This window comes from Aquipluma nitroreducens (assembly GCF_009689585.1).
Lineage (GTDB): Bacteria > Bacteroidota > Bacteroidia > Bacteroidales > Prolixibacteraceae > Aquipluma > Aquipluma nitroreducens.
Map to the genome: position 1 here is coordinate 655,375 of NZ_AP018694.1, position 24,994 is coordinate 680,368.

General features: G+C 40.3%; 20 protein-coding genes and 1 pseudogene. 6 read left to right on the forward strand and 15 right to left on the reverse strand.

Features of this window, described 5'->3' with window-relative positions; all coding sequences use genetic code 11:
• Positions 1 to 28: 28 nt before the first annotated feature.
• Together recA and bcp are read right to left on the reverse strand one after the other, a co-directional pair.
• Positions 29 to 1,054, reverse strand: a complete 1,026-nt coding sequence (recA, locus tag AQPE_RS02705; protein WP_318349509.1) for a recombinase RecA — start codon at positions 1,052 to 1,054, stop codon at positions 29 to 31.
• 1 nt (position 1,055) lies between these two features.
• Complete coding sequence (gene bcp / locus AQPE_RS02710) at positions 1,056 to 1,523, reverse strand: thioredoxin-dependent thiol peroxidase (RefSeq protein ID WP_318349510.1); 468 nt, start codon at positions 1,521 to 1,523, stop codon at positions 1,056 to 1,058.
• A gap of 153 nt (positions 1,524 to 1,676) precedes the next feature.
• Here bcp and AQPE_RS02715 point away from each other — a divergent pair, with 153 nt between their 5' ends.
• The 4 genes from AQPE_RS02715 to floA all read left to right on the forward strand — a co-directional run bounded on the left by AQPE_RS02715 (position 1,677) and on the right by floA (position 4,493).
• Complete coding sequence (locus AQPE_RS02715) at positions 1,677 to 2,603, forward strand: SPOR domain-containing protein (protein WP_318349511.1); 927 nt, start codon at positions 1,677 to 1,679, stop codon at positions 2,601 to 2,603.
• 142 nt (positions 2,604 to 2,745) lie between these two features.
• Positions 2,746 to 3,024: an ATP-dependent Clp protease adaptor ClpS gene (locus tag AQPE_RS02720; RefSeq protein WP_318349512.1), complete on the forward strand. Its 279-nt coding sequence runs from the start codon at positions 2,746 to 2,748 to the stop codon at positions 3,022 to 3,024.
• Positions 3,025 to 3,033: 9 nt separating this feature from the next.
• Positions 3,034 to 3,507: an NfeD family protein gene (locus tag AQPE_RS02725; RefSeq protein WP_318349513.1), complete on the forward strand. Its 474-nt coding sequence runs from the start codon at positions 3,034 to 3,036 to the stop codon at positions 3,505 to 3,507.
• Complete coding sequence (gene floA, locus AQPE_RS02730; RefSeq protein WP_318349514.1) at positions 3,507 to 4,493, forward strand: flotillin-like protein FloA; 987 nt, start codon at positions 3,507 to 3,509, stop codon at positions 4,491 to 4,493. The genes AQPE_RS02725 and floA overlap by 1 nt, the downstream gene beginning before the upstream one ends.
• Before the next feature lie 89 nt (positions 4,494 to 4,582).
• Here the strand turns inward: floA and rhaB are convergent, their stop codons facing one another.
• The 7 genes from rhaB to pta form a co-directional block, all read right to left on the reverse strand.
• Positions 4,583 to 6,058, reverse strand: coding sequence for a rhamnulokinase (gene rhaB, locus AQPE_RS02735; RefSeq protein ID WP_318349515.1), 1,476 nt, complete (start codon positions 6,056 to 6,058; stop codon positions 4,583 to 4,585).
• 157 nt (positions 6,059 to 6,215) lie between these two features.
• Positions 6,216 to 7,487: a glucuronyl esterase domain-containing protein gene (locus AQPE_RS02740; protein ID WP_318349516.1), complete on the reverse strand. Its 1,272-nt coding sequence runs from the start codon at positions 7,485 to 7,487 to the stop codon at positions 6,216 to 6,218.
• Between the two features lie 90 nt (positions 7,488 to 7,577).
• Positions 7,578 to 8,657: a butyrate kinase gene (buk, locus tag AQPE_RS02745; protein WP_318349517.1), complete on the reverse strand. Its 1,080-nt coding sequence runs from the start codon at positions 8,655 to 8,657 to the stop codon at positions 7,578 to 7,580.
• A 12-nt stretch (positions 8,658 to 8,669) separates the two neighbouring features.
• Complete coding sequence (locus AQPE_RS02750; protein ID WP_318349518.1) at positions 8,670 to 9,572, reverse strand: phosphate acyltransferase; 903 nt, start codon at positions 9,570 to 9,572, stop codon at positions 8,670 to 8,672.
• A 187-nt stretch (positions 9,573 to 9,759) separates the two neighbouring features.
• On the reverse strand, positions 9,760 to 10,968 hold the full coding sequence (locus AQPE_RS02755; protein WP_318349519.1) for an acetate/propionate family kinase: 1,209 nt from the start codon (positions 10,966 to 10,968) through the stop codon (positions 9,760 to 9,762).
• Positions 10,969 to 11,080: 112 nt separating this feature from the next.
• Positions 11,081 to 12,055 (reverse strand): 3-hydroxyacyl-CoA dehydrogenase family protein, encoded by a 975-nt coding sequence (locus AQPE_RS02760; RefSeq protein WP_318349520.1) that lies wholly within the window; start codon positions 12,053 to 12,055, stop codon positions 11,081 to 11,083.
• Between the two features lie 21 nt (positions 12,056 to 12,076).
• Entirely contained in the window at positions 12,077 to 13,081 is a 1,005-nt protein-coding gene (gene pta, locus AQPE_RS02765; RefSeq protein WP_318349521.1) for a phosphate acetyltransferase, read from the reverse strand.
• Between the two features lie 214 nt (positions 13,082 to 13,295).
• On the opposite strand from pta, the gene AQPE_RS02770 reads away from it, so the two are divergent.
• Positions 13,296 to 16,217: an FAD-binding and (Fe-S)-binding domain-containing protein gene (locus AQPE_RS02770; protein WP_318349522.1), complete on the forward strand. Its 2,922-nt coding sequence runs from the start codon at positions 13,296 to 13,298 to the stop codon at positions 16,215 to 16,217.
• A gap of 39 nt (positions 16,218 to 16,256) precedes the next feature.
• Here AQPE_RS02770 and AQPE_RS02775 read toward each other — a convergent pair whose 3' ends face one another.
• From AQPE_RS02775 to AQPE_RS02800, 6 genes and pseudogenes are all read right to left on the reverse strand, one after another.
• Positions 16,257 to 18,389 (reverse strand): S9 family peptidase, encoded by a 2,133-nt coding sequence (locus tag AQPE_RS02775; protein WP_318349523.1) that lies wholly within the window; start codon positions 18,387 to 18,389, stop codon positions 16,257 to 16,259.
• A 226-nt stretch (positions 18,390 to 18,615) separates the two neighbouring features.
• Positions 18,616 to 19,094 (reverse strand): annotated as a pseudogene (locus AQPE_RS02780) (hydrolase).
• A 119-nt stretch (positions 19,095 to 19,213) separates the two neighbouring features.
• Positions 19,214 to 19,339, reverse strand: a complete 126-nt coding sequence (locus tag AQPE_RS02785; RefSeq protein ID WP_318349525.1) for a hypothetical protein — start codon at positions 19,337 to 19,339, stop codon at positions 19,214 to 19,216.
• 620 nt (positions 19,340 to 19,959) lie between these two features.
• Positions 19,960 to 20,682 carry a LytR/AlgR family response regulator transcription factor gene (locus AQPE_RS02790; protein WP_318349526.1) on the reverse strand — a complete coding sequence of 241 codons (723 nt, stop codon included), beginning with the start codon at positions 20,680 to 20,682 and terminating at the stop codon, positions 19,960 to 19,962.
• Positions 20,663 to 21,796, reverse strand: a complete 1,134-nt coding sequence (locus AQPE_RS02795) for a sensor histidine kinase (RefSeq protein WP_318349527.1) — start codon at positions 21,794 to 21,796, stop codon at positions 20,663 to 20,665. Before AQPE_RS02795 ends, AQPE_RS02790 begins: the two co-directional genes overlap by 20 nt.
• A gap of 430 nt (positions 21,797 to 22,226) precedes the next feature.
• Positions 22,227 to 23,225 carry a Kelch repeat-containing protein gene (locus AQPE_RS02800; RefSeq protein WP_318349528.1) on the reverse strand — a complete coding sequence of 333 codons (999 nt, stop codon included), beginning with the start codon at positions 23,223 to 23,225 and terminating at the stop codon, positions 22,227 to 22,229.
• Between the two features lie 401 nt (positions 23,226 to 23,626).
• On the opposite strand from AQPE_RS02800, the gene AQPE_RS02805 reads away from it, so the two are divergent.
• On the forward strand, positions 23,627 to 24,994 hold the full coding sequence (locus AQPE_RS02805; protein WP_318349529.1) for a DUF4270 family protein: 1,368 nt from the start codon (positions 23,627 to 23,629) through the stop codon (positions 24,992 to 24,994).

Below are 24,994 nucleotides of genomic sequence, written 5' to 3' on the forward strand. Positions count from 1 at the left end.
CGGACATGACTGTATTTTTAAACTTTATTTAATTTACCGTCGTTGTTGCCGTGATTGCTTCAAATATTTTGGCTTCCAGTTCCTGCGCTAATTCAGGATTATCGCGAATCACTGTTTTAACCGATTCGCGTCCTTGTCCAAGTTTGGTTTCGCCGTAACTAAACCACGATCCGCTCTTTTTGATGACATTGAGTTCAACGCCCAAATCAACGATTTCTCCTGTTTTTGAAATACCTTCGCCATACATGATGTCGAATTCGGCCTTTTTGAATGGAGGAGCTACTTTGTTTTTTACAACTTTCACACGGGTATGATTTCCCTGGGCATCTTCCCCGTCTTTAATCTGACCAATGCGGCGAATATCCAAACGTACCGAAGCGTAAAATTTCAGTGCATTACCACCGGTAGTCGTTTCAGGATTACCAAACATGACGCCGATTTTCTCGCGCAACTGGTTGATAAAGATGACACAGGTTTTAGTGCGATTGATGTTGGCAGTCAGTTTACGTAAAGCCTGAGACATCAAACGAGCCTGAAGACCCATTTTTGAGTCGCCCATTTCACCTTCAATTTCAGCTTTTGGAGTCAATGCTGCCACCGAGTCAATAACAATAATATCAACGGCTCCTGAACGGATCAGGTTGTCAGCAATCTCCAGAGCCTGCTCTCCATTGTCAGGTTGAGAAATCAGCAATTCGTTGATATCAACGCCTAATTTGGTTGCATAACCAGGATCAAACGCATGTTCAGCGTCAATGATCGCAGCAATACCACCAGCTTTCTGAGCTTCGGCAATGGCATGAATGGCTAAAGTTGTTTTACCTGACGATTCAGGTCCATAAATTTCGATGATTCTTCCTTTGGGGTAGCCACCAACGCCCATTGCAATGTCCAGACCAATTGATCCGGAAGAGATTGAAGGAACGTCTTCAACCACACGGTCGCCTAATTTCATAATCGAGCCTTTGCCATAGCTTTTCTCGATTTTATCCATTGTCAACTGTAGAGCCTTTAACTTTTCGATGTTCTGTTTTGATTTTTCGTCGTTTGCCATTTTACTTGATATCTAATGCTTTAATGATTTGATCGGTATGGTTTTTTGTATCTACTTTCTCAAAAATATCTTCAATAATTCCTGATTCGTTAATCACAAAGGTGGTACGCATAACTCCCATGTATTTTTTGCCGTACATACTTTTTTCGCCCCAAACACCATAAGCCTGAAGAATTTCTTTTTCAGTATCTGCAATCAGGTTAAACCCGAATTGGAACTTATCGGCGAACTTTTTGTGTGAAGCAACACTATCCGGACTAACACCAACAACCTCGTAGCCTTTGGCCAGCCAAGCCTGGTAATTATCATTCAGGTTGCACGATTCTGCGGTACAACCCGGAGTATTATCTTTCGGATAGAAGTACAAAATAATCTTTTTACCCTTGAACGTTTCCAATGAAATGGTCTCATTGTTTTGATTCAGCCCATGAAATTCAGGAGCTTTATCACCTTTACTTAAAGATGTCATTAATTGAATGTTTTTAAGTTAGACAAATATACTTGAAATATTGATATGATTCGGACGTAACAAAACGTTGTTGATAAAATAAACCGGTTCAATCATATAGCGACCTAGCTACATTTTTTGTAATTTTAAGGCCAAATCAAACATATACCGAATATGTTAATTCAATTCACAACAAGCATAAAAACAACCTTAATTCTCCTATTGTTTACAATTGGGGGATTAAATTCATATGCAGATATTTCATCTGATGAACTGATCCAAAATGACACGATTGCTACTATAAAACCACCAGTTTCTCAGTCTGAAGTATTTGTTATTCCTGAAAATGCAAGAAAGGCAGCGATCGATTTTCAGGTGAATTCAGAAATCAGCTACTTCAGTTTTAGTAATTTTGTAAAAGACGAATCCAGAAAAATATTTTACTCGGCCTGGCTGAAAGAAAAAGAGGTCAACAAGCTTTCGGCCCGAACCGACAGTTTGCGAAAATCGTACGCCGACTCTTCAGATGATCAGAAAGAAAAAATTTCGGCACTGATTTTAAAAGCAGAAGGACAAATGATGACCTTGAATGAAGAGATTCCTAATTTATACGAAAAAGCCCGAAGCGAGGAAAAACAGTATTGGCAATCCGCTTCATCAGACGAAAAGGCCAAGTTTCAGGAAAAAATCAAAATTTACCAGGATAGCATACAACAAGCAATTGCCGCTTTGAACAAACAAAAAGTACCCGACACGATTATGTATTACAAAGCAGAGTCGAAACCGGTCGCCAATACTGAACCAGCTACTTCAGTAACCTATAAAATCCAGGTTGGAGCCTTTAAAGGGAAATTACCCGACACTGCTGCCAAATCGATAAAAAAACTGGGGATGCTAAGAAAAGTAGAAAGTTACAAGGACGAAAAAGGTGTTACCGTTTATACAACTGGCAGTTTGAAGCGCTATCAGGAAGCCTTAACTTTACAAAGTCAGGTTAAATTGGAAGGAATAAAAAATGCATCAATTGCTGCCTACAACAACGGGAAAAGAATTACGCTGGATGAAGCCCGCAAATTGAATAACGAGCAGGATAAGCCGTAACGAATTTTTAACTTGCCTATAACAAAAAGCGACAGGAATTGTATTAGCTTTAGGGTATTTCAAGCACAAAACCCGAAATGTGATACAGGCAATCAGAGTACGAGGTTTTTCAATTTATTAAAACGTATTTAATATCCAAATCATGACACGAACAGCTCCACATAAAGAAAAAGATGAAGAACAGGATGTAGAGAACAAAAAAGAAAAATTTTTGGTTCTTCACAACGACGACTACCACACGTTCGATTACGTGATCGATGCCTTAATAACTGTTTGTGAACACGATATGATTCAGGCTGAACAATGTACCCTTTTGGTTCATTATAAAGGAAAATGCGACGTAAAGAAGGGAAGTTTTTCTTATCTTAGACCAATGAAAAATGCTCTGGTTCAAAAAGATCTCAGGGCAACCATTGATTAATCCTGAACTATGAACTTCCTGATCATTATTTTCCTGATTATTTTGGGTATTGTTTTATTGCTGATTGAGGTCACCATTTTGCCCGGAATAACCGTTGCCGGAGTCGGAAGTTTCCTTGTACTTGTTTACAGTGTTTACCTGGCATTCACCGACTATGGCCCGTTGGCAGGGTTTCTGACACTTGCTTTTGTGCTGATCGCTGCACCGTTACTTGTTTATAAGCTATTTAAAAGTAAAGCTGGAAAATCGATGGTGCTTAATGCAGTTCTTACCGGTCACACTAACGAAATTGATCCTGAAAAAGTAAAAGTTGGCGACATAGGAGTTACAATCGGCCGTTTAGCCCCGATGGGGAAAATAAAAGTGAACGATGAAGTAGTCGAAGTGCGATCAACCGGAACATTTGTCAATCCGGGAGAACAAGTTAGAATCATTCACATTGAAAAATCACTGATTACAGTTGAACCTTTAAATATATCATAATGGAGCAAATTCAAGGTCTTGGAGTATTTGGATTGATCATCGGGATTTTTATCCTCATGGTCATACTTTTGTATTATGTCCCGGTTGGACTGTGGTTTTCAGCCCTCGTGTCAGATGTGCGGATTTCACTGATTCAGCTCTTCCTGATGCGGTTTCGGAAAGTACCGCCATCAGTTATCGTTCGTGCCATGATCGAAGGCACAAAGGCTGGATTGGTACTTAACCGCGATGAACTGGAAGCCCATTACCTGGCTGGTGGACATGTTGAAAAAGTGGTTCATGCCTTGGTTTCAGCGCAAAAAGCCAACATTGAGCTAAGTTTTAAAATGGCTACCGCCATTGACCTTGCCGGACGTGATGTTTTTCAGGCCGTACAAATGTCGGTAAACCCAAAAGTAATTGATACTCCTCCGGTAGCGGCAGTTGCCAAAGACGGAATCCAGCTGATTTGTAAAGCAAGGGTAACCGTTCGAGCCAATATTAAACAATTGGTTGGAGGTGCTGGCGAAGAAACTGTTCTCGCTCGTGTTGGCGAAGGTATTGTATCGTCCATTGGGTCGTCGCATACACACAAAGCCGTATTGGAAAATCCTGATTCGATCTCAAAAGTTGTATTGGGAAAAGGTTTGGATGCCGGAACCGCATTTGAAATTCTGTCCATCGACATTGCCGATATCGACATCGGCAAAAACATTGGGGCCGGATTGCAGATGGACCAGGCTGAAGCCGATAAAAACATTGCTCAGGCTAAAGCTGAAGAGCGTCGTGCAATGGCAGTAGCACTTGAACAGGAAATGAAAGCAAAAGCTCAGGAAGCACGCGCCAAGGTGATTGATGCCGAAGCTCAAATCCCGATGGCCATTGCTGAAGCTTTCCGGAGTGGAAACCTGGGAATCATGGATTACATGAAATACAAAAACATCATGGCTGACACTTCTATGCGTGAATCCATTTCAGCGGAGGAACAAAACAAGAAGAAGAAATAGTGCGGACAGGACATGTCCTGTCCATACCTCTCAAAAAACCTTGTCGTTTTGCGACAAGGTTTTTTTTATGGAGTTTTCTCAAAGCTGAATTACAGAGTTATCCTCAGATACCGGTTATAGGCTTCATCCCAATCCAGTTCACCCGAAGGAATAAATCGTACCAATTCGCTCGAATTGGCAATAATTTGACGAATCTCAGTTAAAGAACCAACGTAACCCAATGCTTTCGCCTGAATCATGATATTCCCGATCGCTGTTGCTTCGGTAGGACCCGCAACAACATCCAGCCCAGTCGCATCGGCAGTTAGCTGGTTCAGGAAATGGTTATTGGCTCCACCACCAATGATATGAATCACTTCAATCGGCTGATCGGAAACATCGCGGATTTGTTCCAGCGTAAAACGGTATTTCAGCGCTAAACTATCGTAAATACAGCGAATAACTTCGCCATGATTTTGCGGTGTTCCCTGTGCCGTTTGATAGCAAAAATCGCGTATAGCCTGAGTCATATCTCGTGGATTCAAAAACATGCTGTCATCCGGATTAATCAGGAATTGAAATGGTTCTGCTCTCCGGGCCAGTTCAACCATCGCGGGCCATGTGTATTTCATTCCCTCGGCCTCCCAAATGCGCTGAACTTCCTGAATAAGCCACATACCCATAATGTTTTTCAGGAAACGGGTTGTACCATTTACCCCACCCTCGTTGGTGAAATTGAGCTGGTGAGTTTGTGCTGAAATGTGAGGTTTCGGGCATTCGATTCCCATAAGCGACCAGGTACCGGAACTGATGTATGCAAAATTAGTCTCCGAACAAGGAGTAGAAACGATGGCTGAAGCGGTATCGTGTCCGGCAACAGCAATAACCGGAACCGATTTGCTGCCAGTTTCATTGGCTACTTCATTGGTAATATTTCCAAGAATAGTTCCTGGTAGAATAATCTCCTGAAGAATTTGTTTCGGAATTCCAGCTTTTTCGATCAACTCATAATTCCATTCGCATTTCCCCGGAACAATCATCTGGCTGGTACTGGCAATCGAAAATTCGCTCTTCTTTACTCCTGAAAACAAATAATTCAGCGCATCAGGCATAAAAAGTATGGAATCGGTGATTTCCAACAGCGACGACTGGTCTTTTACCATCGAGAACAACTGAAACAGGCTATTGAATTGCATAAACTGAATTCCGGTTTGCGCATAAACTTCTTCCTGCGGAACGATCTGAAACAAATCGTCCATCGAGGTATTGGTGCGCGAGTCGCGGTAAGCAAAAGGAAGTGAAATAATTAAACCTTCCTTATTCAGATGCACAAAATCGACGCCCCAGGTATCCACCCCGATGGATTCAGGCTGGATTCCGTACTCTTTGACACACTTCTTCAGTCCGGCTTTCAATTCATTGAATAAGCTGAAAATATTCCAGAAATAATGCCCGTTAATCAACTGCATCTGGTTGGAAAACCGATGTATTTCAGTCAATTCGAGCGTATCATTAATTAAAGTTCCTAAAATGGCACGTCCGCTTGAAGCTCCCAGATCGAAAGCTAAAAAGTATTTTTTATTCATGAATTAGAATCTTAATAAGGTTACAAACAAAGAAACTCAATTTTGCAGCAAATGGAATCCTGTACTATCCTGAAAACAAAAAAAGTGTCTAAAGTGAACTAAAGTTTGGAGTGCCTAAAGTTTAAAAATTCAATCCTTCAGTAATTCAATCCTTCAGTTACTTAAAGAACTTATCGGCAAACTTGATATACTGCGTCCAGTCGTACGAAGTCAAATCATGTTTTCCGGAGCGGATATGGTAACCTATTGTGCCCATTACCGGATGGTCAACTTCAGGCATTTCTTTAATTGGCAATCCCTCAGAACCTAGTAATTGATAAACAGCAGAAGCATATTTCGCCGATAAAAATTCACCTCTCGGGTCCGACCATTTGTCGCCTTCGGCGCTGGCCACATACAGAGGTCGTGGTGCGATTAAAGCTAAAAGCATGTGTTGATCGACTGGCAAATCGGCTTCATTATCGTTGAATTTTTTAAAATTACCGCAAAACCAATGAGGGAAATTGGTATTTATAATCTGAACGGTTTCACCAAATTTACGCATCGAAAGCGCTGCTCCACCACAACCCGATTCGTTTGAAATAACCATCGCAAACCGCTGATCGTTAGCGCCAGCCCACAACGCAGTCTTGCCCAACCTTGAATGGCCTAAAACAGCTACCTTTTGAGAATCAACTTGCTCATCCTTCTCCAAATAATCCATCACCCGAGATAATCCCCAGGCCCAGGCTGCTATAGAGCCCCACTCGTCATATTTTGGGTGAGTTTGATTCGGCTGATAAAAAAACGGCTCGATTCCATCCGAAAAATCATTTCGGTCAGGATCAATATCACCGTAATACACGGTTACTAAACCGTACCCTGCTTTAATGATATTCTCGACCTGCCAGCTTTCTGAGTCACTGCCACGTGATTGCTCAGTTACGCGATTATTGATGATTCCAACAGAAGGATTATCATTGACCCAAGATTCGGTTAACCGAATATTTGGATCGCTATAAACGGTATGATTTCCGGAGAAATTATACGCCAGAAAAACCGGCGCTTTTCGTTGTGATTTGGGCAAATACATCAATACATTTACCTCCAGATTCCGGTCGTTTTTTTTGAAAAACAAGGATAATTGCTTGCGGATGGCTAAACCATTTATGGCATCATTTGATGTTTCCCAGACTTTCACATCCGATATTTCTAATTTCCCGGGAACCTTTCCGTAAACCTCTTCTGTAAATTTCTTCAAAATCTCCGGACGTTGCTTTTTATACCAAACTTTGGCCGATTTCACCTTACCACCATTAAACCGGGTTAAAACATCGGGAAGTTTATATTCCGGAACATTCGCCTCATCATAAATCACATTCGGTTGTTGAGCCGGGGCATCCTTAAAAATCAGCAAGGAGAGAAAAACAAAAAATGCAATACATTTCATGGTCTAGTGGTTTGAAGTTTCAATTCATAAAGATAAAATCTTTACATCGAAATTAGCCCAAACGAATCACTGAAAAATGTAGGTTAACACTTAATTCGGATAATCGAGCGGTTCAATTTCGCCAGTGGCCACTCGCAAAGCATTTAATGCCAATGCTTCCAATTCATCTTCGCCCGGATAAACATGAACTTCGGAGATGAATTCGACTTTCGAAGTAATAAATCGGGTAAGGTATTTACTGTATGCCAAACCACCGGTGAGTAATATGGCGTCGACATAACCATTCAACACAACAGCCATTTCACCAATTGATTTGGCTACTTGATAGCCAAGGGCATCCTGTATTTTAATGGCCAATTCTTCGCCATCAGCGGCACGTTTTTCAACTTCCATCGCATCATTAGTTCCCAGATAGGCCACATAACCACCCTCACCAATCACCATGCGGCGGATCTCATCTTTCTGGTATTTTTTACTGAAGCATAAATCAATCAACTGCCCGGCAGGCAAGGTTCCGCTGCGTTCCGGGCTGAATGGCCCTTCTCCATCTAAAGCATTGTTCACATCAATTACCTTTCCCTTGCAATGCGCACCAACCGAAATTCCTCCACCCAAATGTGCTACAATCAGATTTAGCTTTTCATATTTGCGCCCTATTTTTTTTGCATGAAGACGGGCTGTTGCTTTCTGGTTCAGTGCATGAAAAATCGAACGTCGTTCTAAAAGTGGATGGCCTGAAAAACGGGCAATTTCGTCCAGCTCATCAACAACAACCGGGTCGGCCACGTAAGCATGAGCTCCCGGAATCTGAAGCGCAATATAATCAGCAATAAGTGGCCCCAGATTACTGGCATGTTGTCCGTAAATTCCGGCTCGCGCATGTTTCAGCATCCGGTTATTCACCAGGTAAACACCCGATTTCAAAGAATAAGTCAATCCACCCCGGCCAATAACATACTTGATCTTATCTACATCAAATCCTTCCTCAACCAGCGAATCGATAATCAGGCCTTTCCTGAATTCGAACTGATCGATGATATTTTCATAGAGCGATAATTCTTCGATGGAGTGGCGCAACGTTTTTTTCAACTTGCATTCTCCTTCGAAATAAACAGCAAACTTGGTTGACGTTGAACCGGGATTAATAGCCAGAATTCGAATATCGCTCATGAATTGGATAAATTAACTTAATAACGCTGCAAGAGCAATTGAGTTCAGTTTTGTTTGTATGCTGTCGCCTCTTGAAGACAACACAACAGGCACATTGGCGCCCATCACCACTGCTGCCTGATCGGCATAACACAGTTTAGTATTCGTCTTATAGAAAACATTTCCGGCATCGATATTGGGGAATAGCAAGCAATCGGCGTCTCCGGCCACTTCTGAAGAAATACCTTTAATTTGAGCCGACTCCAGATCAATCGCCACATCCAACGCCATTGGACCAAAAACCGTTGCTGGCTCAAACCGACCATCTTCAGCAGCTTTCATCACTTCAACAGCGTCGGTACACGAAACCAGCGAAGGTAAAACCTGCTCGGTTGGAGCAATTAGAGCTACTTTTGGATGGGTAATTCCCAAATCGACGGCCATTTTCGTTAAATACTGAACCATGGCTATTTTTTGCGGAATGGTAGGATATGGAATAATAGCCACATCGCTAACAATTAGCAACTTGTGATAATTGGGATTATCAATCACCGAAACATGGCTTAGAATATTTCCCTGAGGCAATAATCCGGCTTCCTTATTAAGAATTGCCCTCATAAATTTATCGCTACTGATCAGGCCTTTCATCAAAATACTCCCCGAAATCTGTTTCACCTGATTAATTGCAAGCGTTGCTGCATCTTCTTCTGTTTCGGCATGAATGATTTGGAATGATTGATGATCAATCTGATGAGCCATACATAATCTAATGATCTCGTCGCGATTTCCGGTTACAACACCCGAAACAATTCCAAGCTTTATGGCTTCGAAAATAGCTTCAAGTGAATGTAAATCAACAGCATTTACAGCAATCAGAGTCCTTTTACGGAGCGATTTAGTATAAACGAATAAATCAGCTAAGCGTTCAAGTTTCATTCTAAGTAATTTATAAACACAAAATTATTATTTCAGTCCTGATTAATACGTAACAAACATCAACAACTAAAATGTTTTTAAACCGCTGTAAAATAAAACGTCCGATGTTATTAAACACCGGACGTTTCAATATCTTCATAAGAAAAGAAGCCAACTTATAATCTTTACTTCAGGCTGTCTAAATTGCTTACAATTTATTTCCACTTGTCACAATTTGCTCAGTATCTAAAGCAATCATCAATTCTTCATCGGTAGGCACAACGATAACCTTCACTTTTGATTCCGGAGTGCTTATAACCCCTTCTTTCCTGAAACCTTTGTTTTTCTGATGATCAAGTGAAATTCCAAGAAAATCAAGATCACTCAACACACCTTCACGGGTTGTATCAGCATTTTCGCCAATTCCTCCGGTCATAATCAAAATATCGAGTCCTCCCATGGCCGCGATGTATGAGCCAATGTATTTTTTCACCTTGTAATCGTACATCTCAAGTGCAAGAGCAGCTCTTTCATCTCCCTTGTCTTTTGCCATTTCAATTTCGCGCATATCCGACGAAATTCCGGTAACACCAAGCATTCCGGCATGTTTATTAAACAGAGTATTGGCCGATTTGATACCGATTTCCTCTTTTTCCATGATGTAAAGCACTACACCAACATCTAAATCACCGCTGCGGGTTCCCATTACTAAACCTTCGACTGGAGTAAATCCCATCGACGTATCAATCGATTTTCCATTCTTTATTGCAGCAACAGAAGCTCCATTACCTAAATGGCACGAAATAATTTTCTGGGTATTGTAATCAACTCCAAGCAATTCGCAAGCACGTTTAGTTACGTAACGGTGACTTGTTCCGTGAAATCCATAACGGCGAATCCCATATTTTTTATAGAGTGGATAAGGAATTCCGTACATATATGCTTTGGGCTCCATGGTCTGGTGGAAAGCAGTATCGAAAACTCCAACCTGCGGGATTCCGGGGATCAACTCTTCCATCGCCTTGATACCTTTCAGGTTGGGCGGATTATGAAGCGGTGCTATATCGATGCATTTGGTTACTTCTGCAAGTACGTCGTCGGTTAAAAGAACACTCGAATTAAAAAGTTCGCCACCATGAACGACACGATGACCAACAGCATCCAATTCTTCAAGGCTTTTCAAACAACCGTGTTTTTCACTGGTTAAAATGCCTAATATATACTCAACACCTATTTTGTGATCTAAAATTTCGCCTTCGAAAACGACTACCTGACCATCCTGACGGACATGCTTCAAAAAGCTGCCTTTCATCCCCAGTTTTTCAACGCCACCTTTGGCAATTACCACTCGGTCGGTCATTGAGAATAGCTGATATTTGATTGAACTACTTCCGCAATTTAAAACCAGAATCTTCATGTGTATCTAATTTGTTTTTTACTTGCCAGATTGAACGCGCCATGGTGTATCTGAGACATTTACACACGACTTGTTTCATCTTGTTTCTATTTATTTTCCAATCGAATGAGAATTAACACCGTTGATTATTAGGTTGTATTACCCGATTCCCATTCTCATCGTATTTGTAAAAACCATCTCCGGATTCAATTCCGAAATGCTTGGCGCGAACTAATTTACGGAGATACGGATTTGGCTTATATCGGATGTCTCCAAATTCGTTGTAAATGTTATCCATCCAGCGTAAAACTTTATCAAGTCCCATCTTATCAGCCAACTCGAATGGACCAAGGCGCATACCGAAACCGATTCTCATCAGTTGATCGACATCCTCAATGTTTGAAATGCCCTCCATTAATACCTCACAGGCTTCATTAAGCAGCACAACAAATAACCTAACGCTTACCAAGCCAGCTGATTCCAGAACAGGAACAATCTTGCGGTTAATCAACGCAACAAACTTGCAAACTTTTTGATACGATTCGTCAGTAGTGTACAAGCCGCGTACAACTTCTATAACTCTGGCTTCCTGATGATTGACAAAGAAATGTAGACTAATGCAACGGTCACGATACTGTAAGTCTGAAGAAAGTTCTGTTATTACAATTGTTGTAGAATGAGTAGCAATGATACAATCAGGCTCAACTACTTCTTCTATTTTGCGGAAAATTTCTTTCCGTTCTTTGATCTTTCCTCCACGATCAATAGCCCTGATTGCTTCAATCACAAAATCGCATCCTTTCAGGTCTTTGTAGTCCAAAGTTCCTTTTATCCGCGAAAGAATAGCACGTTTCTCACCTTGAGTAATTCCCCAATGCTCAATTCGTTCATCCAAAACCTTTTCAATATTTTTGTAGGCTTCGCGAATTTTATCCTCACTAACTTCAATAAAAACAACTTCAATTCCGTAGAAACTGGCAACACGTGCTATGTTTTGGCCAACAAGACCGCAACCAACTACCCCAATTTTGGAAAAAAGTGTTTTGCTTATGCTTTTTTTACTTAAACCGAACTCTTCAATCGGTTCGTAAATAACTTCACTCGGCATAGTTATTTGTATTGATTTTATTTATTCAAAAAGTGCAGCAGCCTGATTTGCTGTAATGGCTACCATATTAACAATATCGCTCACCGAACATCCTCTCGAAAGATCGTTAATTGGGGCGGCCATTCCCTGAAGCACCGGACCAACAGCTTCGGCTTTACCCAAACGCTGAACCAACTTATAACCAATATTGGCAGCTTCAAGACCTGGAAATACCAATATGTTGGCGCGACCAGCAACTTCACTGTTTGGAGCCTTTAAACGTCCAACTTCGGCAATCAGTGCGGCGTCGAGCTGCATTTCACCGTCAATCTTTAATTCAGGATCCATTTCACGGGCAATCCGGGTCGCATTCCTCATTTTATCAACTAAAGGATGCTGCGCGCTACCCATAGTAGAAAAACTAAGCATAGCCACACGGGGATCCATACCAACAATTGCTTTAGCTGTCTTAGCTGTTGTAACTGCAATTTCGGCCAGCTGTTGTTCATTTGGATCGGGCATTACGGCACAATCGGCAAATACTAAAATACCTTCGTGACCAAAATGAGGATCGTTCACAAACATCAGAAATGCCCCTGAAACAACACTCACGCCCGGCATAGTTTTGACGTATTGCAAAGCAGGACGAAGGACATCACCTGTAGCATTTATCGCTCCAGCCAACTCCCCGTCAGCATCGCCACTTTTAATCATTAAAGGCGCAAAATAAAGCGGATCGTTTAACAAATCGAGTGCTGATTCTTTTGTTAGCCCTTTTGATTTACGGATTTCAACCATTAAATCAGCATACTGCCCCCTTCTTGAATCTGTCTTCGGATCAACAATTGTAGCTCCCTCAATGTTAACTCCAATCTCATTTGCCACTTGATTTATTTCTTCCGGATTTCCCAAAAGAATAAGCCGGGCAAGTTTCTGATTTAAGATAATTTCAGTAGCACGTAAAGTCCGTGGTTCTGTTCCTTCTGGTAATACTATCCTTTTCTGATATTTCTGAGCGTTTTGAAATACACGTTTTAAGATTTCCATCGGTAATTTAAAGTTTAAACTTTGGAGTAAAAAATTCGAGTCAAAAGTACTTAAAATATGCAGCGGTGTACCTTCAGTCGGCAAAAATTATTGGCTAAATTGACAAAACTCATATACGAAATGACTTACTTATGCCTCTTAAGAATTATAAAACAATCGATTGCACAACCTTCCAATGCAAGTTAATTTACCTATTTTTGGAAAAACTTTTTTTATGAAGCCAACAGATCCCTTCTTTTCGCTCAAACAGTCACTCGATGGCGATGTGTTTACCGATCAGGTACAAAAGGTAATTTACGCCACTGACGCTTCATCGTATCGCGAGATTCCGCAGGCTGTCACACGGCCAAAGAGCAAAGAAGACATCCGCAAAATTATCGCTTTTGCAAAGGAAACAGGGACTTCGGTGATTCCACGTGCCGGGGGAACATCTCTGGCCGGACAAGTTGTTGGCTCAGGAATCGTAGTCGACATTTCGAAATACCTGAATAAAATTGGGGAACTGAATATTGCAGAACGATGGATTGAAGTTGAACCCGGTGTGATTTTGGCTGAATTGAATCAGCATCTGGCAAAACAAGGTTTTCAATTTGCCCCTGAAACCTCCACTGCCAATCGCTGCTGCATTGGCGGAATGCTCGGAAATAACTCGTGCGGGCTCCATTCGCTGATTTATGGCAGCACACGCGAACACATTCTGGAAGTTGAAGGAATCCTGTCTGACGGATCTGATGTTATTTTCAAATCACTCACGCCTGAAGAATTTCATGCAAAATGTTCGGGAAATCCTGAATTACTGGAAACCAAAATCTACAAAAATATCCAGGAGACCCTTACCGATAAATTCAACCAACAAGAAATCCGAAATGAATTTCCTGACCCCAAAGTTACACGCCGTAACAATGGCTACGCTTTGGATGTGCTATTGGAAACCGATCCTTTTACCAATAATGGAAAGTCGTTTAATTTCTGCAAATTGTTGTCCGGTTCGGAAGGAACGCTTGTATTTGTTACTAAAATCAAGCTGAATATTGTTCCGCTCCCTCCCAAGTATCAGGGACTGGTTTGTGCACATTTCAAAACGCTTGAAGATTCGTTCTACGGCAATATTGTTGCCCTACGGCACCATCCTGATGCCATTGAACTCACCGACGACATCATTCTGAACTGCACATTGGAGAACATTGAGCAGCGCAAAAACCGATTTTTCATTCAAGGCAACCCCAAAGCGATTCTGACCATAGAATTTTCAGCCAATTCAGAAGAAGAAATACAGAAGAAAGCCAGAGCACTGGAAGAAGACCTCCGGAAAGAGGGCTACGGTTATCATTTTCCGTTGTTTACTGACAAAGAAAGCATCAAGAAAATATGGGAACTCCGGAAAGCTGGGCTGGGCTTGCTTTCGAACATTCCGGGAGATAAGCGTAATGTAACTGTAATTGAAGATACGGCAGTTGCTCCCGATTATTTGCCGCAATACATTCGCGAATTTGATCAGATTATTGCCCGATACGGATTGAACTGCGTGTATTACGGCCACATTGCAACGGGTGAATTGCACCTGCGCCCATTACTAAACCTGAAAGATCCGGAAGATGTGAAGATTTACCATTCGCTGGCAAAGGAAGTTGCCGAACTGGTGAAGAAATTTCGGGGTTCACTTAGTGGCGAACATGGCGACGGACGCCTGCGCGGCGAATTCATTCCACTGATGCTTGGACAACACAATTACGAGCTGATCCGCAAACTAAAATACACCTGGGACCCGCAAAACATCCTGAATCCCGGGAAAATTGTAGACACACCGTCGATCACCGAAGACCTACGGATAATGATGGGACAACCATCGTTTAAAGCGAATACGCTATTTGACTACGCACCACACGGCGATTTGCTTCGCTCGGTTGAAATGTGCAACGGATCGGGCGACTGCCGAAAAAGCAACCTCATTGGTGGAACGATGTGCCCAAGCTACATGGCAACCCGCGACGAGGATAAATCGACCCGCGCCCGCGCCAATGTGCTGCGCGAATACCTGACCCGCCCACAAAAAGCAAATGTTTTTGATTCGGATGAAGTGATGCAAGTGCTTGATTTGTGCCTTTCGTGCAAAGCCTGCAAATCGGAATGCCCGTCGAACATCGACATGGCCAAATTCAAAACCGAATTTTTGCAGCAATACTACGATCAGCATGGATTTCCAATGCGTTCGTTGCTGATTGCCTGGTTGCCACGAATCAATCAACTGGGAATGGCATTTCGGCCAGTAACTAATCTGATTACAAGCGCCAAACTGTTTAAAAAAGCGATTGGCTTTGCTCCGGAAAGGGAAATTCCTGAATTGTCGAAACTGAGTTTACGGAAATGGTACAGGAAGCCGATTTTACTGGGCAAGGATAAAATTGGGAAAGTTTACTTATTTGCCGACGAGTTTACCAATTTCAACGAAAGTCATATCGGTATCAAAGCCATTTTACTGCTGAATAAACTGGGCTACGAAGTGGTGATACCTAAACACCAGGAAAGTGGGCGAACATTCCTTTCGAAAGGATTGCTGCGCAAAGCCAAACAAATCGCCAACCTTAATGTGAATCAACTCTCGAAAATAATTTCAGAAGAAACTCCGCTGATAGGGATTGAGCCATCAACCATTTTAACTTTCAGGGACGAATATCCTGAGTTGGTTGATTTGAACCTTCAGGAGAAAGCCAGAAAGCTGGCAAAAAATGCGCTGATGCTGGAAGAATTTCTGGTTCAGGAAATGGAAAAAGGAAACATCAGGAGTGAGCAATTTACAAACGAGACAAAAACCATTAAACTGCATGGGCATTGCCAGCAAAAAGCGGTTGCCTCTACCCTACCCACCCGAAAAATACTCGGATTACCTTCCAATTATACTGTTCAGGAAATAAAAAGCGGATGCTGTGGAATGGCTGGTTCGTTCGGCTACGAAAAGGAACATTACGAATTGAGTATGCAAATTGGCGAACTGGATTTATTTCCGGCAGTAAGAAAATCACTTTCAGAAGAAATAATTACCGCTCCCGGAACCTCATGCCGCCACCACATCTCAGACGGAACAGGCCGAAAAGTGGTACATCCTGTGGAAGTATTGTGGGATGCGGTATTGAAATAGTAGAGACGTTGCATGCAACGTCTCTACCAACCATATCATTTATTTGGATATTCCTTCCAAAGTAAATAAGAATGCAAAATTAAGCGCAACATCTTTCAAATAATCGAATCGTCCGCTGGCGCCACCATGACCATACTCCATGTTGGTGTGCAACAGCAAAATGTTCTGATCTGTTTTCATGTCCCGAAGTTTAGCAACCCATTTAGATGGTTCGAAATATTGCACCTGACTATCGTGCAAACCTGTAGTGACCAACATATTCGGGTATTTTTTCTTTTCGACATTTTCGTAGGGGCTGTAACTTTTCATATAAAAATAGGCGTCCTTATTTTTCGGATTTCCCCATTCATCAAACTCGTTGGTAGTCAAAGGAATACTTTCGTCCAACATGGTATTCACCACATCAACAAACGGAACCTGGGCAATTATACCATGCCATAAATCGGGAGCCATATTAGCAACTGCACCCATCAATAAACCTCCGGCACTACCACCCATGGCATAAAGATGCTTTGTGGATGTATATTTTTCAGCAACCAGAAATTTTCCACAATCAATAAAGTCAGTAAAGGTGTTTATCTTTTTCATCAATTTACCGTCTTCGTACCATTGGCGCCCCATTTCCTGACCACCCCGAATATGAGCAATGGCATAAACAAAACCTCTGTTAAGTAAACTCAGCCGTGTACTGGTAAAGCTGGCATCCATACTGGCACCATAACTTCCATATCCATAAAGTAACAATGGTGCATTACCATCTTTTTTGATGCCTTTTTTGTAAACAAGTGAAATAGGAACTTTGGTCCCGTCTTTGGCCGTTGCATACAATCGTTCGGTCACGTAATCAGTTGAATTGTAGCCGCCAAGCACCTCCTGCTGTTTCTTTAATGTCTTGACTTTGGTAACCATCTGGTAATCGTAAACTGAAGATGGCGTAGTTAATGAAGTATAGCTATACCGTAAATTTGTACTATTATATTCGGGATTAGCGCCAAAATTGGCAGCATAAGCAGGTTCGCCAAAATCGAGGTAATGTTCGGCTTTGTCTTTCAAACTCCTGATCCTCAATTTGACCAGGCCATCTTTTCGCTCGTTAATTACAATAAAGTCTTTAAATTCTTCGACACCTTGAAGCAATACGTCTTTCCTAACCGGAATTACTTCTTTCCAATTGGCTGCCTCTGTCTTTCCCAACGGACATTCCATCAGTTTAAAATTCTTTGCTCCATCTTTGTTTGTCCGTATAAGAAATTTATCGGCAAGTGGCGTCACATCGTACAATACATCTTTCATCCGGGGCTGAAACATACGAAACGAATCGTTGGGCTTGCTGGCATCAATCATCCGCCATTCTGACGACATGGTTGCATTGGAAACGATAAAAATATATTTATTGTTTTTGCTCTTGCCTACCCCAATATAATTGCTCTTATCTTTTTCCTCATATACCAAAACATCGGTAGAGGGTTCGGTACCAAGCGTATGGCGCTGAATCTTTTCGGACAAAAGTGTTACCGGATTTTTCGAGGTATAAAAAATTGTTTTGTTATCGTTTGCCCAACAAGGATCGCCTTCCGTGTTGAGAATTGCATCTTTCAGGATCTCACCTGTCTCAAGGTTTTTTACATAAATGATATATTGTCTACGGCTCACTAAATCAACTCCATAAGCCATTAACTTATTATCTTCACTCACTTCAAAACCAGTAGCCGCATAATAGGAATGTCCTTCCGCCAACTGATCGACATCAAGCAAAATTTCTTCTTTCGCATCAAGTGTACCTTTCTTTCGGCAGTATTTGTAGTATTGCTTGCCATCTTCGGTCCGGCTGTAATAATAATAGCCATTTTTAAAGACCGGAACGCTTTCATCTTTCTCTTTAATCCTGGCTTTCATTTCGGTAAACAAATCAGTCTGAAAGGCTTTCGTTTCGCTCATCGTCGCGTCCAAATAAGCATTTTCAGCTTTCAGGTAATCAACCACTTTAGTACTATCTGGTCCTTTGCCGAAATAATCGTACATCCAGTAATAATTATCTAAAACTTTATCGTCGTGAATGTTACGCCAATGTTCCTTTTTATCGGCAACCGGTGCTGTAGCTTTCTGAAATTGTGCATTTAAACTCATCGTGTAAAAAAATAAACTGAATAATAGTAGAAGCGTGTTTTTCATAGCTTAGTTGTTAAGAATGAATATTTATTTGTTGTTTCTGACGAACAGCCAAACGCATAAAATGTTTCCATCCATCAAAAAAAGAAGAAAAATTATCAAGCATGATAATGCTATTTGACGAGAAGTTAACCTCTGCATTACATATTGACGAAGATTTATTTACAGGAAAGAATTTTGCTGTTTAAACATCTGTCGCCATTCCGTATTGTAATTGAATTGAACCTGGTTATTCTACCCGACCAATAATCACCACATAGTTTTTCCCGTACTTTTTGGCGCATTTTGGGCAAGTGGTGTACCACAAAAAACATTTATTGATGGTATAGCTCTTGATTTTGGCAACATTATCAAAATCCTTGCACCATTTTTCGGTCTCGCGAAACGGACCTTCATAAACTTTGCTGTAATACTTACCTGTCATCGTAATGTTTTCGGCTTCGGGAATTTCCTTGTCCACTGCCAGGTAAAGATCCATATTCCATTTCGAAGTGTGGTCAGACAGGCCAACCAAATCGACCATAGTTGCTCCGGCTGCTGTAATTTTTCGGTCGATACGTTTCATCACCCTACCGAAATTCAAAGGCATATAAAAGAGCGTACAAACCTTGTCTTTGACGAATCGTTTTCTTTCCACTCGAAGATTTGATCATCCCATGGAACAGGATTAAATTCAGGGCAACAAGTTGATTTAGAATTGGGTTCCATAATGATTATAAATTATACAGTTAGACGAATTGTTCCTGCGTTCAACTTCAATTTCTTCACCTTATCAAAATAAGAATTGCCAAATGGCTTTACTCAATGACCGTTTTTTACTTTACCACTCATGATTTCAGGAGAATTGCAGTAAGTAGTCCCATCGCCAGGTAAGGTATTATCTGCGGGTTTATCATTTCTGAAGCCAAAACCAGAACGACTACAAGTATTATGGGGAAAATTAATTTTTTCATTTTTTTGACATTTTAGTGAATTGACTAAAGTTCATTGTCACTATAAGAGGAAAGGTTTAGCATTAAAAATCAACTAAAAATTACGAAACTGTTTAAAAATTTCCCGTAGGGAAAATCTGTCGGTAGAAATGTCGAATAACAAGCTTTGGATTGTCCCATATGGGACAAAAGACATCTATATTTTCATTAATTCTACCGACCTTTCGTTCCTAAAGGAACAAGAAAACTAAATTTAAACTGCCCCTACATATTTTGAGTCCAAACCAGAAGCAAAAAGATCAATTAAGGAGAGTTATTAAAGTTCTCAATAGAAGTTTGCCGTACATCATCGGCAATCAGGCAATTGGGTGGTAATACCCAATTGGGTGCAGAGCAACTTGAAGATCCACTACAATAAATTTACAAAATTCGTTGGTAATTAACTAACAAAAACGTTACATGAAAATTATTCTCACTGAACTCATATCTGTTTAAATGCGGACAGAATTGAAAAAGACGACTTCATCCTTTTAAACAGTGATGAAATCGTCTTCCAATAAATTTATTTTAAAAGCTGCTTGAAACTCTCAAAAATGGGTTGATCTGAAATTAATCGATCTCAAAAATAATTATTCGGAGCATTACAGATTGATTGATGCAATCATATCTTTAAATGCATTCTTGTAGTTTTCGCCAACCGGAACAAATGTTTTTCCGATCACAATACGACTGCGCTGTATGGAATCAATCTTGGGTAACGACACTATAAACGAACGGTGTACCCTCACAAAACGAGACTCTGGCAACATCTCCTGAAGTTTTTTCAAGCTGTTCAGGGTCAAGACTGTTTTACCGGTCAAATGAATTTTGATGTAATCTTTTAATCCTTCAACATATAGAATATCGTTCAGGTTAATGTTGATGGTGCTATAACCGGTTTTTACCATGATGAATTCTGATTGGGATTCTTTTTCAGGCAAGGCCGCAATCCGTTCATTCCCTTTTTTGCTCTGTTTGTTGATGCAGTATGCTTTATTAACCGCACGCAAAAACCGATCAAATACAATTGGCTTCACCAGGTAATCCGTAATTTCAAGGTCGTATCCTGCCAATGCATATTTCTCGTAAGCCGTGGTGAAAATAATAAGCGGCTTCGATTGCAGGCATTTTACGAACTCAATTCCACTCAAATATGGAAGTTCAACATCCAAAAAAACCAAATCAACCTTATTTTCCTGAAGGTAGCCCAAAGCTTCAATTGGATTGGTGAATGTGCGTTCCAATTCTAAAAATGGTATTTTTTCGATGTAATCTTTTAAAAGATCGAGCGCCAAAGGCTCGTCATCAATTGCTATACAGTTCATTGCTTTTGAGTTTCATTGATAGGTTGATCTGATACATATCTCCTATGCGGTTGTTTTCCATTTTGTAATTACCCGGATAACACAATTCCAGTCGGCGGATCACATTGTTTACGCCGATCCCCATACTCCCGGCAGCGCTTAATTTTTCGCGTAAAACCGGATTGCTTATTTGAACATGCAACCAATCGTCTATTATTCTTAAATGAATGGAAATAACAGATTCTATTCCGGGTAATGCTCCGTATTTAAAGGCATTTTCGACCAAAGGATTTAAGATAAAAGGTTCGATATAATGGTTCTCCTTCACATTTTCGACAACCAGATCAACCTTAATGGCATTTTTCATCCACAACTTCTGAAGGTCAATGTAGTTTTCAATCATGGCAATCTCCCGGGAAACCGGAATCTCACTGCTTGGATTTTCGCTCAACATATAGCGCAGAATTGACGAAAGTTTCATGATGGCTTCCGAAGTCAGATCCGACTTTCGATTGGCAAGCGAATGAATGTTATTCAATGAGTTAAACAAGAAATGTGGATTGACTTGTTGTCGCAGCAACATCAGTTCGGCATTTAGTTTTTCGTGTTGGTAACGCTGATTAATGTCTTCCTCTCTCTTTAATTTCTGAAAAATACGCACCGAAGATGAGAAAGTCAGAAATGCAAACAATAAGAAAAACATTCCCGGCGACATCATCGGAGAAAAAAATCGATTATCTCTCGGCTCTTTACCTGGAAATTTATCAAAAGGTGGCAGCGTTTTAAATTCGGGTGGTGCATTTCTTATAAAATCATTAACCGACAATCGATGAATCAAAGGATCGATCACGAATAAAGAAAACAAGACGATTACCAAAATTGAAAGCGAAAAGGCTAAATACTTTTTGGGCAACAAAAAACGGGGCGTTAGAAAAAAATAATTCAAGTAAAAAAGTAGAAATCCATAGAAATACAACAGAACCATAAACACAGGCATACTTTCATTCCGGCGAAGCGAGAATATTGAAAAAGCCACAAACAGCATTAACCAGATTGACAGGTGCACAAAAAAAAGAACCCACTGCTCTTGCCTGATATTTTTAATAAATTGTAACGACTTGTAGATTTTCCTCATACTTATTCCCTAAAAAGCGGTAACAATTGAATCTTTAAAATCAAATCCGCAGAAAGCTTATTTTACCCTACAACTAATAGCTTGAAAAATCAAAAATTTTTTCCATTTACAGCGTATCTTGTTTGTCAGTACATAATTTTTTGTCAAGCTAACTGAGTTTTAATCATTCACTTTCGATACCGACAAATGTCGCTATTGAACTGTAAAATTGTTAGTTAATTCATACTTAAAAAGGTTAAATAAGAATAATTCAGTTTTAAGGTTTGTAAAGAATAAGTTACGGTTTGTGAAAAAGATGCAACTCAATTGGTAGAGGTTGCTTTAATCTTCAAAAAAAGAAATAAAAAAACTGTTCCCTTTTGAGGAACAGTTCAATTCTGGAAAGTATGATTAAAAAACAGGTTTTAACCTTTCATGTATTCATTTTCTATTAGTCATCAGTATCTGATTCTTCGTATGGTCTCCATTCCCAAACATCATCGAGATAATAACTTCCCGATTGACCAGTTGCCACAATTGCTTTAGTACCTACAGTAAAAGCAACTGCGTTGGTCCGGGCCGATCCTTCAAAGTCAGACATATCAACCCAGGTATCTTTTGCAAAGTCATATTGCCAAACAGTACTCAGAGTGCTTGAATTCTCGCCTAAAAAGACATACGCTTTATCATCCAATACAAATGAGGAAGCATTTTGACGAACAATTGTCCAATCCGAATCATCGTCCAAATCAATTTTCTTGGTCCAGGTATCGGCTGTCGGATCATATTCGTACATGTCAGTAAGAGCCACGCCGTTATTCACTCCGGTACAAACATAAGCTTTACCACTATAGGTAAACGCAGTTGCGCCTCGTCGTTTCGATCCACTAATACTTTGTACCTTTTGCCATTGGCTTCCGCTTGCTGCTGTTGGATCAAAACGATAAAAATCATTTTTATCAACTGTATCATCGCCATAACCAGTACCAATGTATCCATATTTATCAAGTGCAAAACCAACAGCTTTGTAACGTGCCCCTCCTATAAAATCGTCTTTCTGAGTCCAGGCATTTGTTGCTGGGTCATATTCCCAAACGTCTTTTAGCTTGTTATCTCCGTCATAACCTGTTCCTACATAACCCTTCCCGTTAATCGAAAACCCTACAGAAGAAATACGTCCATTACCAGGGAAAGAAGCTATTGCGTTCCATTTATCCGTTGAAGAATTATATTCCCAAAAGTCTTTCAAATACCCATTATTGGTATCATCATCGTCATTGTAACCCAATCCAACATAAGCCTTCTCGCCAATTACAAAACTAACGGAATTTCCCCGGGGGTGTCCTTCAAAATCCGATTTTTTGACCCAGTTTCCCAGTGGATCATCATCACTGCTGTTACATCCAACCAACAGGAACAATCCTAATACTATTGTCCAAAACGTTTTCATAGTTTTTCTGTTTTACAAATTTCAAGCTCAAAACTAAATCCCCATAAAGTGGATTAAAAGAAAAATCATTCAAACGCAATCTATTAATCGACGGATAGGCCTTTTTTATCTACGTAACCGATTCGTCGAACAAAATAAATGCAACAGAACTGCAAAATATTTCATAAAAGTCTATATACAAACACATTACAATACGCTACAAAAATTCGAAATAAGTTTATATCGACCAATTGGGGGAGTCGGTATATTTTAATTCTGAAAATTAAGTTTCGCGGTTACATTCGCTGAAAATTAGAAAGCCATGAGTTGGAATGAATGTCGTTCCATGGGAAAATTCTGAGCCATTGAATCAGAAAATGCCCGACTTCATCCTTGCATTTATAAATTAATAGGAAAACAGAATGAAAACAATTCAAATTCTAAGTTTAATGCTGATACTGTTTTTGTCGGTGTCGTGCTCCATTTCGTCTGTTGAAGACTTTGTGGTGGGCGATAACTTTATTAAAGACCAAACAGGAGTTGTGATGATCGATACATTAACCATCCAAAGTTCATCAATCAAATACGATTCTATCGTCTCTAATTCTTCAGGCAGCTTTCTTGTCGGGAGTAATTACAACTATTTTTCAGGATACAAAAGTTCAAATTCATTCCTGACCATGAAGTTTGATGATGAGATTGAAGATACCGAGTTTGTCTTCGATTCGTTAAGGCTGGTACTGAATTACAACACATATTATGCAGGAGATACAACAGTAACTCAAACATTAAGTGTATATCAACTTCAGGAACAAATGGAACTTACAGACACTTATCTGTACACAACCAGCAATTTTAAATGCGACCCAACGCCATTGGCTACGATTAACCTGAAACCGAAACCCAATTCGCATAAAGAAGTCAGCATAAAACTGCCCAGCAAATTAGGTAATCGACTAGCACAAATGATTAAAAGCAAAAACGATACGATTACAACACAGGATTTATTTTTGAAATTCTTCAACGGATTGGCAATCAAATGCGAACCGAATGTAAAAGGAGCAATAGTTGGCTTCAGGACTTCAGACTCCGGAACTACAGATGAAACAAGCACTACAAAAAGCACTATCGAGACAAAGCCTGAAATCAGGTTGTACTATCATAAAGACCCAAATCCCAATGATGTACATGACCTATATTACAAATTTTCATTTGTAACTGATGGTATTTACTTCAATCAAATCTCAGGTGATTCATCAAACAGCTTACTTGATGGCATTTCGGAAACGAACAATGAACGTAGTTCGAAACTGACCAACAAAAACACACTCTTACAATCAGGTATTCAGGTCTTTACTAAAATAAAAATTCCGTATATCGATAATTTATTAAAGATTGGAAAGAACTCGGCATTAGTAGGAGCCACATTGCGATTATATCCCATAAAAGGAACATACAGCAGCACCACCCTCTTACCTGACACGATGTATGTTTATAGTGCCGATCATCGAAACAAGCTGATCAATCAAATTACTTTACCTGGCAGTAGTACCAATTATGCGTATGCCTATTTGACGATACAGAAAGATGTGGAAGAGACCGTTTTCTACGAAATTGATGTCAGCGGGTTTATTGAGTCTGAACTGCAGCAAGAACTGGAAACTAACCTTTCGCTGATGATTGGTTATGGATCGTCGGCTGCAAAGAAAACAGCGGAACATGTTATACTGGGAGGTGCAAATTCAGGGAAATATTCGCCAGAGCTTAATGTTTACTACTATCACAACTAA

Coding starts and splice junctions, on each gene's coding strand:
- recA (WP_318349509.1), bottom strand. CDS start 1,054: ATGGCAAACGACGAAAAATCAAAACAGAACATCGAAAAGTTAAAGGCT.
- bcp (WP_318349510.1), bottom strand. CDS start 1,523: ATGACATCTTTAAGTAAAGGTGATAAAGCTCCTGAATTTCATGGGCTG.
- AQPE_RS02715 (WP_318349511.1), top strand. CDS start 1,677: ATGTTAATTCAATTCACAACAAGCATAAAAACAACCTTAATTCTCCTA.
- AQPE_RS02720 (WP_318349512.1), top strand. CDS start 2,746: ATGACACGAACAGCTCCACATAAAGAAAAAGATGAAGAACAGGATGTA.
- AQPE_RS02725 (WP_318349513.1), top strand. CDS start 3,034: ATGAACTTCCTGATCATTATTTTCCTGATTATTTTGGGTATTGTTTTA.
- floA (WP_318349514.1), top strand. CDS start 3,507: ATGGAGCAAATTCAAGGTCTTGGAGTATTTGGATTGATCATCGGGATT.
- rhaB (WP_318349515.1), bottom strand. CDS start 6,058: ATGAATAAAAAATACTTTTTAGCTTTCGATCTGGGAGCTTCAAGCGGA.
- AQPE_RS02740 (WP_318349516.1), bottom strand. CDS start 7,487: ATGAAATGTATTGCATTTTTTGTTTTTCTCTCCTTGCTGATTTTTAAG.
- buk (WP_318349517.1), bottom strand. CDS start 8,657: ATGAGCGATATTCGAATTCTGGCTATTAATCCCGGTTCAACGTCAACC.
- AQPE_RS02750 (WP_318349518.1), bottom strand. CDS start 9,572: ATGAAACTTGAACGCTTAGCTGATTTATTCGTTTATACTAAATCGCTC.
- AQPE_RS02755 (WP_318349519.1), bottom strand. CDS start 10,968: ATGAAGATTCTGGTTTTAAATTGCGGAAGTAGTTCAATCAAATATCAG.
- AQPE_RS02760 (WP_318349520.1), bottom strand. CDS start 12,055: ATGCCGAGTGAAGTTATTTACGAACCGATTGAAGAGTTCGGTTTAAGT.
- pta (WP_318349521.1), bottom strand. CDS start 13,081: ATGGAAATCTTAAAACGTGTATTTCAAAACGCTCAGAAATATCAGAAA.
- AQPE_RS02770 (WP_318349522.1), top strand. CDS start 13,296: ATGAAGCCAACAGATCCCTTCTTTTCGCTCAAACAGTCACTCGATGGC.
- AQPE_RS02775 (WP_318349523.1), bottom strand. CDS start 18,389: ATGAAAAACACGCTTCTACTATTATTCAGTTTATTTTTTTACACGATG.
- AQPE_RS02785 (WP_318349525.1), bottom strand. CDS start 19,339: ATGAAAAAATTAATTTTCCCCATAATACTTGTAGTCGTTCTGGTTTTG.
- AQPE_RS02790 (WP_318349526.1), bottom strand. CDS start 20,682: ATGAACTGTATAGCAATTGATGACGAGCCTTTGGCGCTCGATCTTTTA.
- AQPE_RS02795 (WP_318349527.1), bottom strand. CDS start 21,796: ATGAGGAAAATCTACAAGTCGTTACAATTTATTAAAAATATCAGGCAA.
- AQPE_RS02800 (WP_318349528.1), bottom strand. CDS start 23,225: ATGAAAACGTTTTGGACAATAGTATTAGGATTGTTCCTGTTGGTTGGA.
- AQPE_RS02805 (WP_318349529.1), top strand. CDS start 23,627: ATGAAAACAATTCAAATTCTAAGTTTAATGCTGATACTGTTTTTGTCG.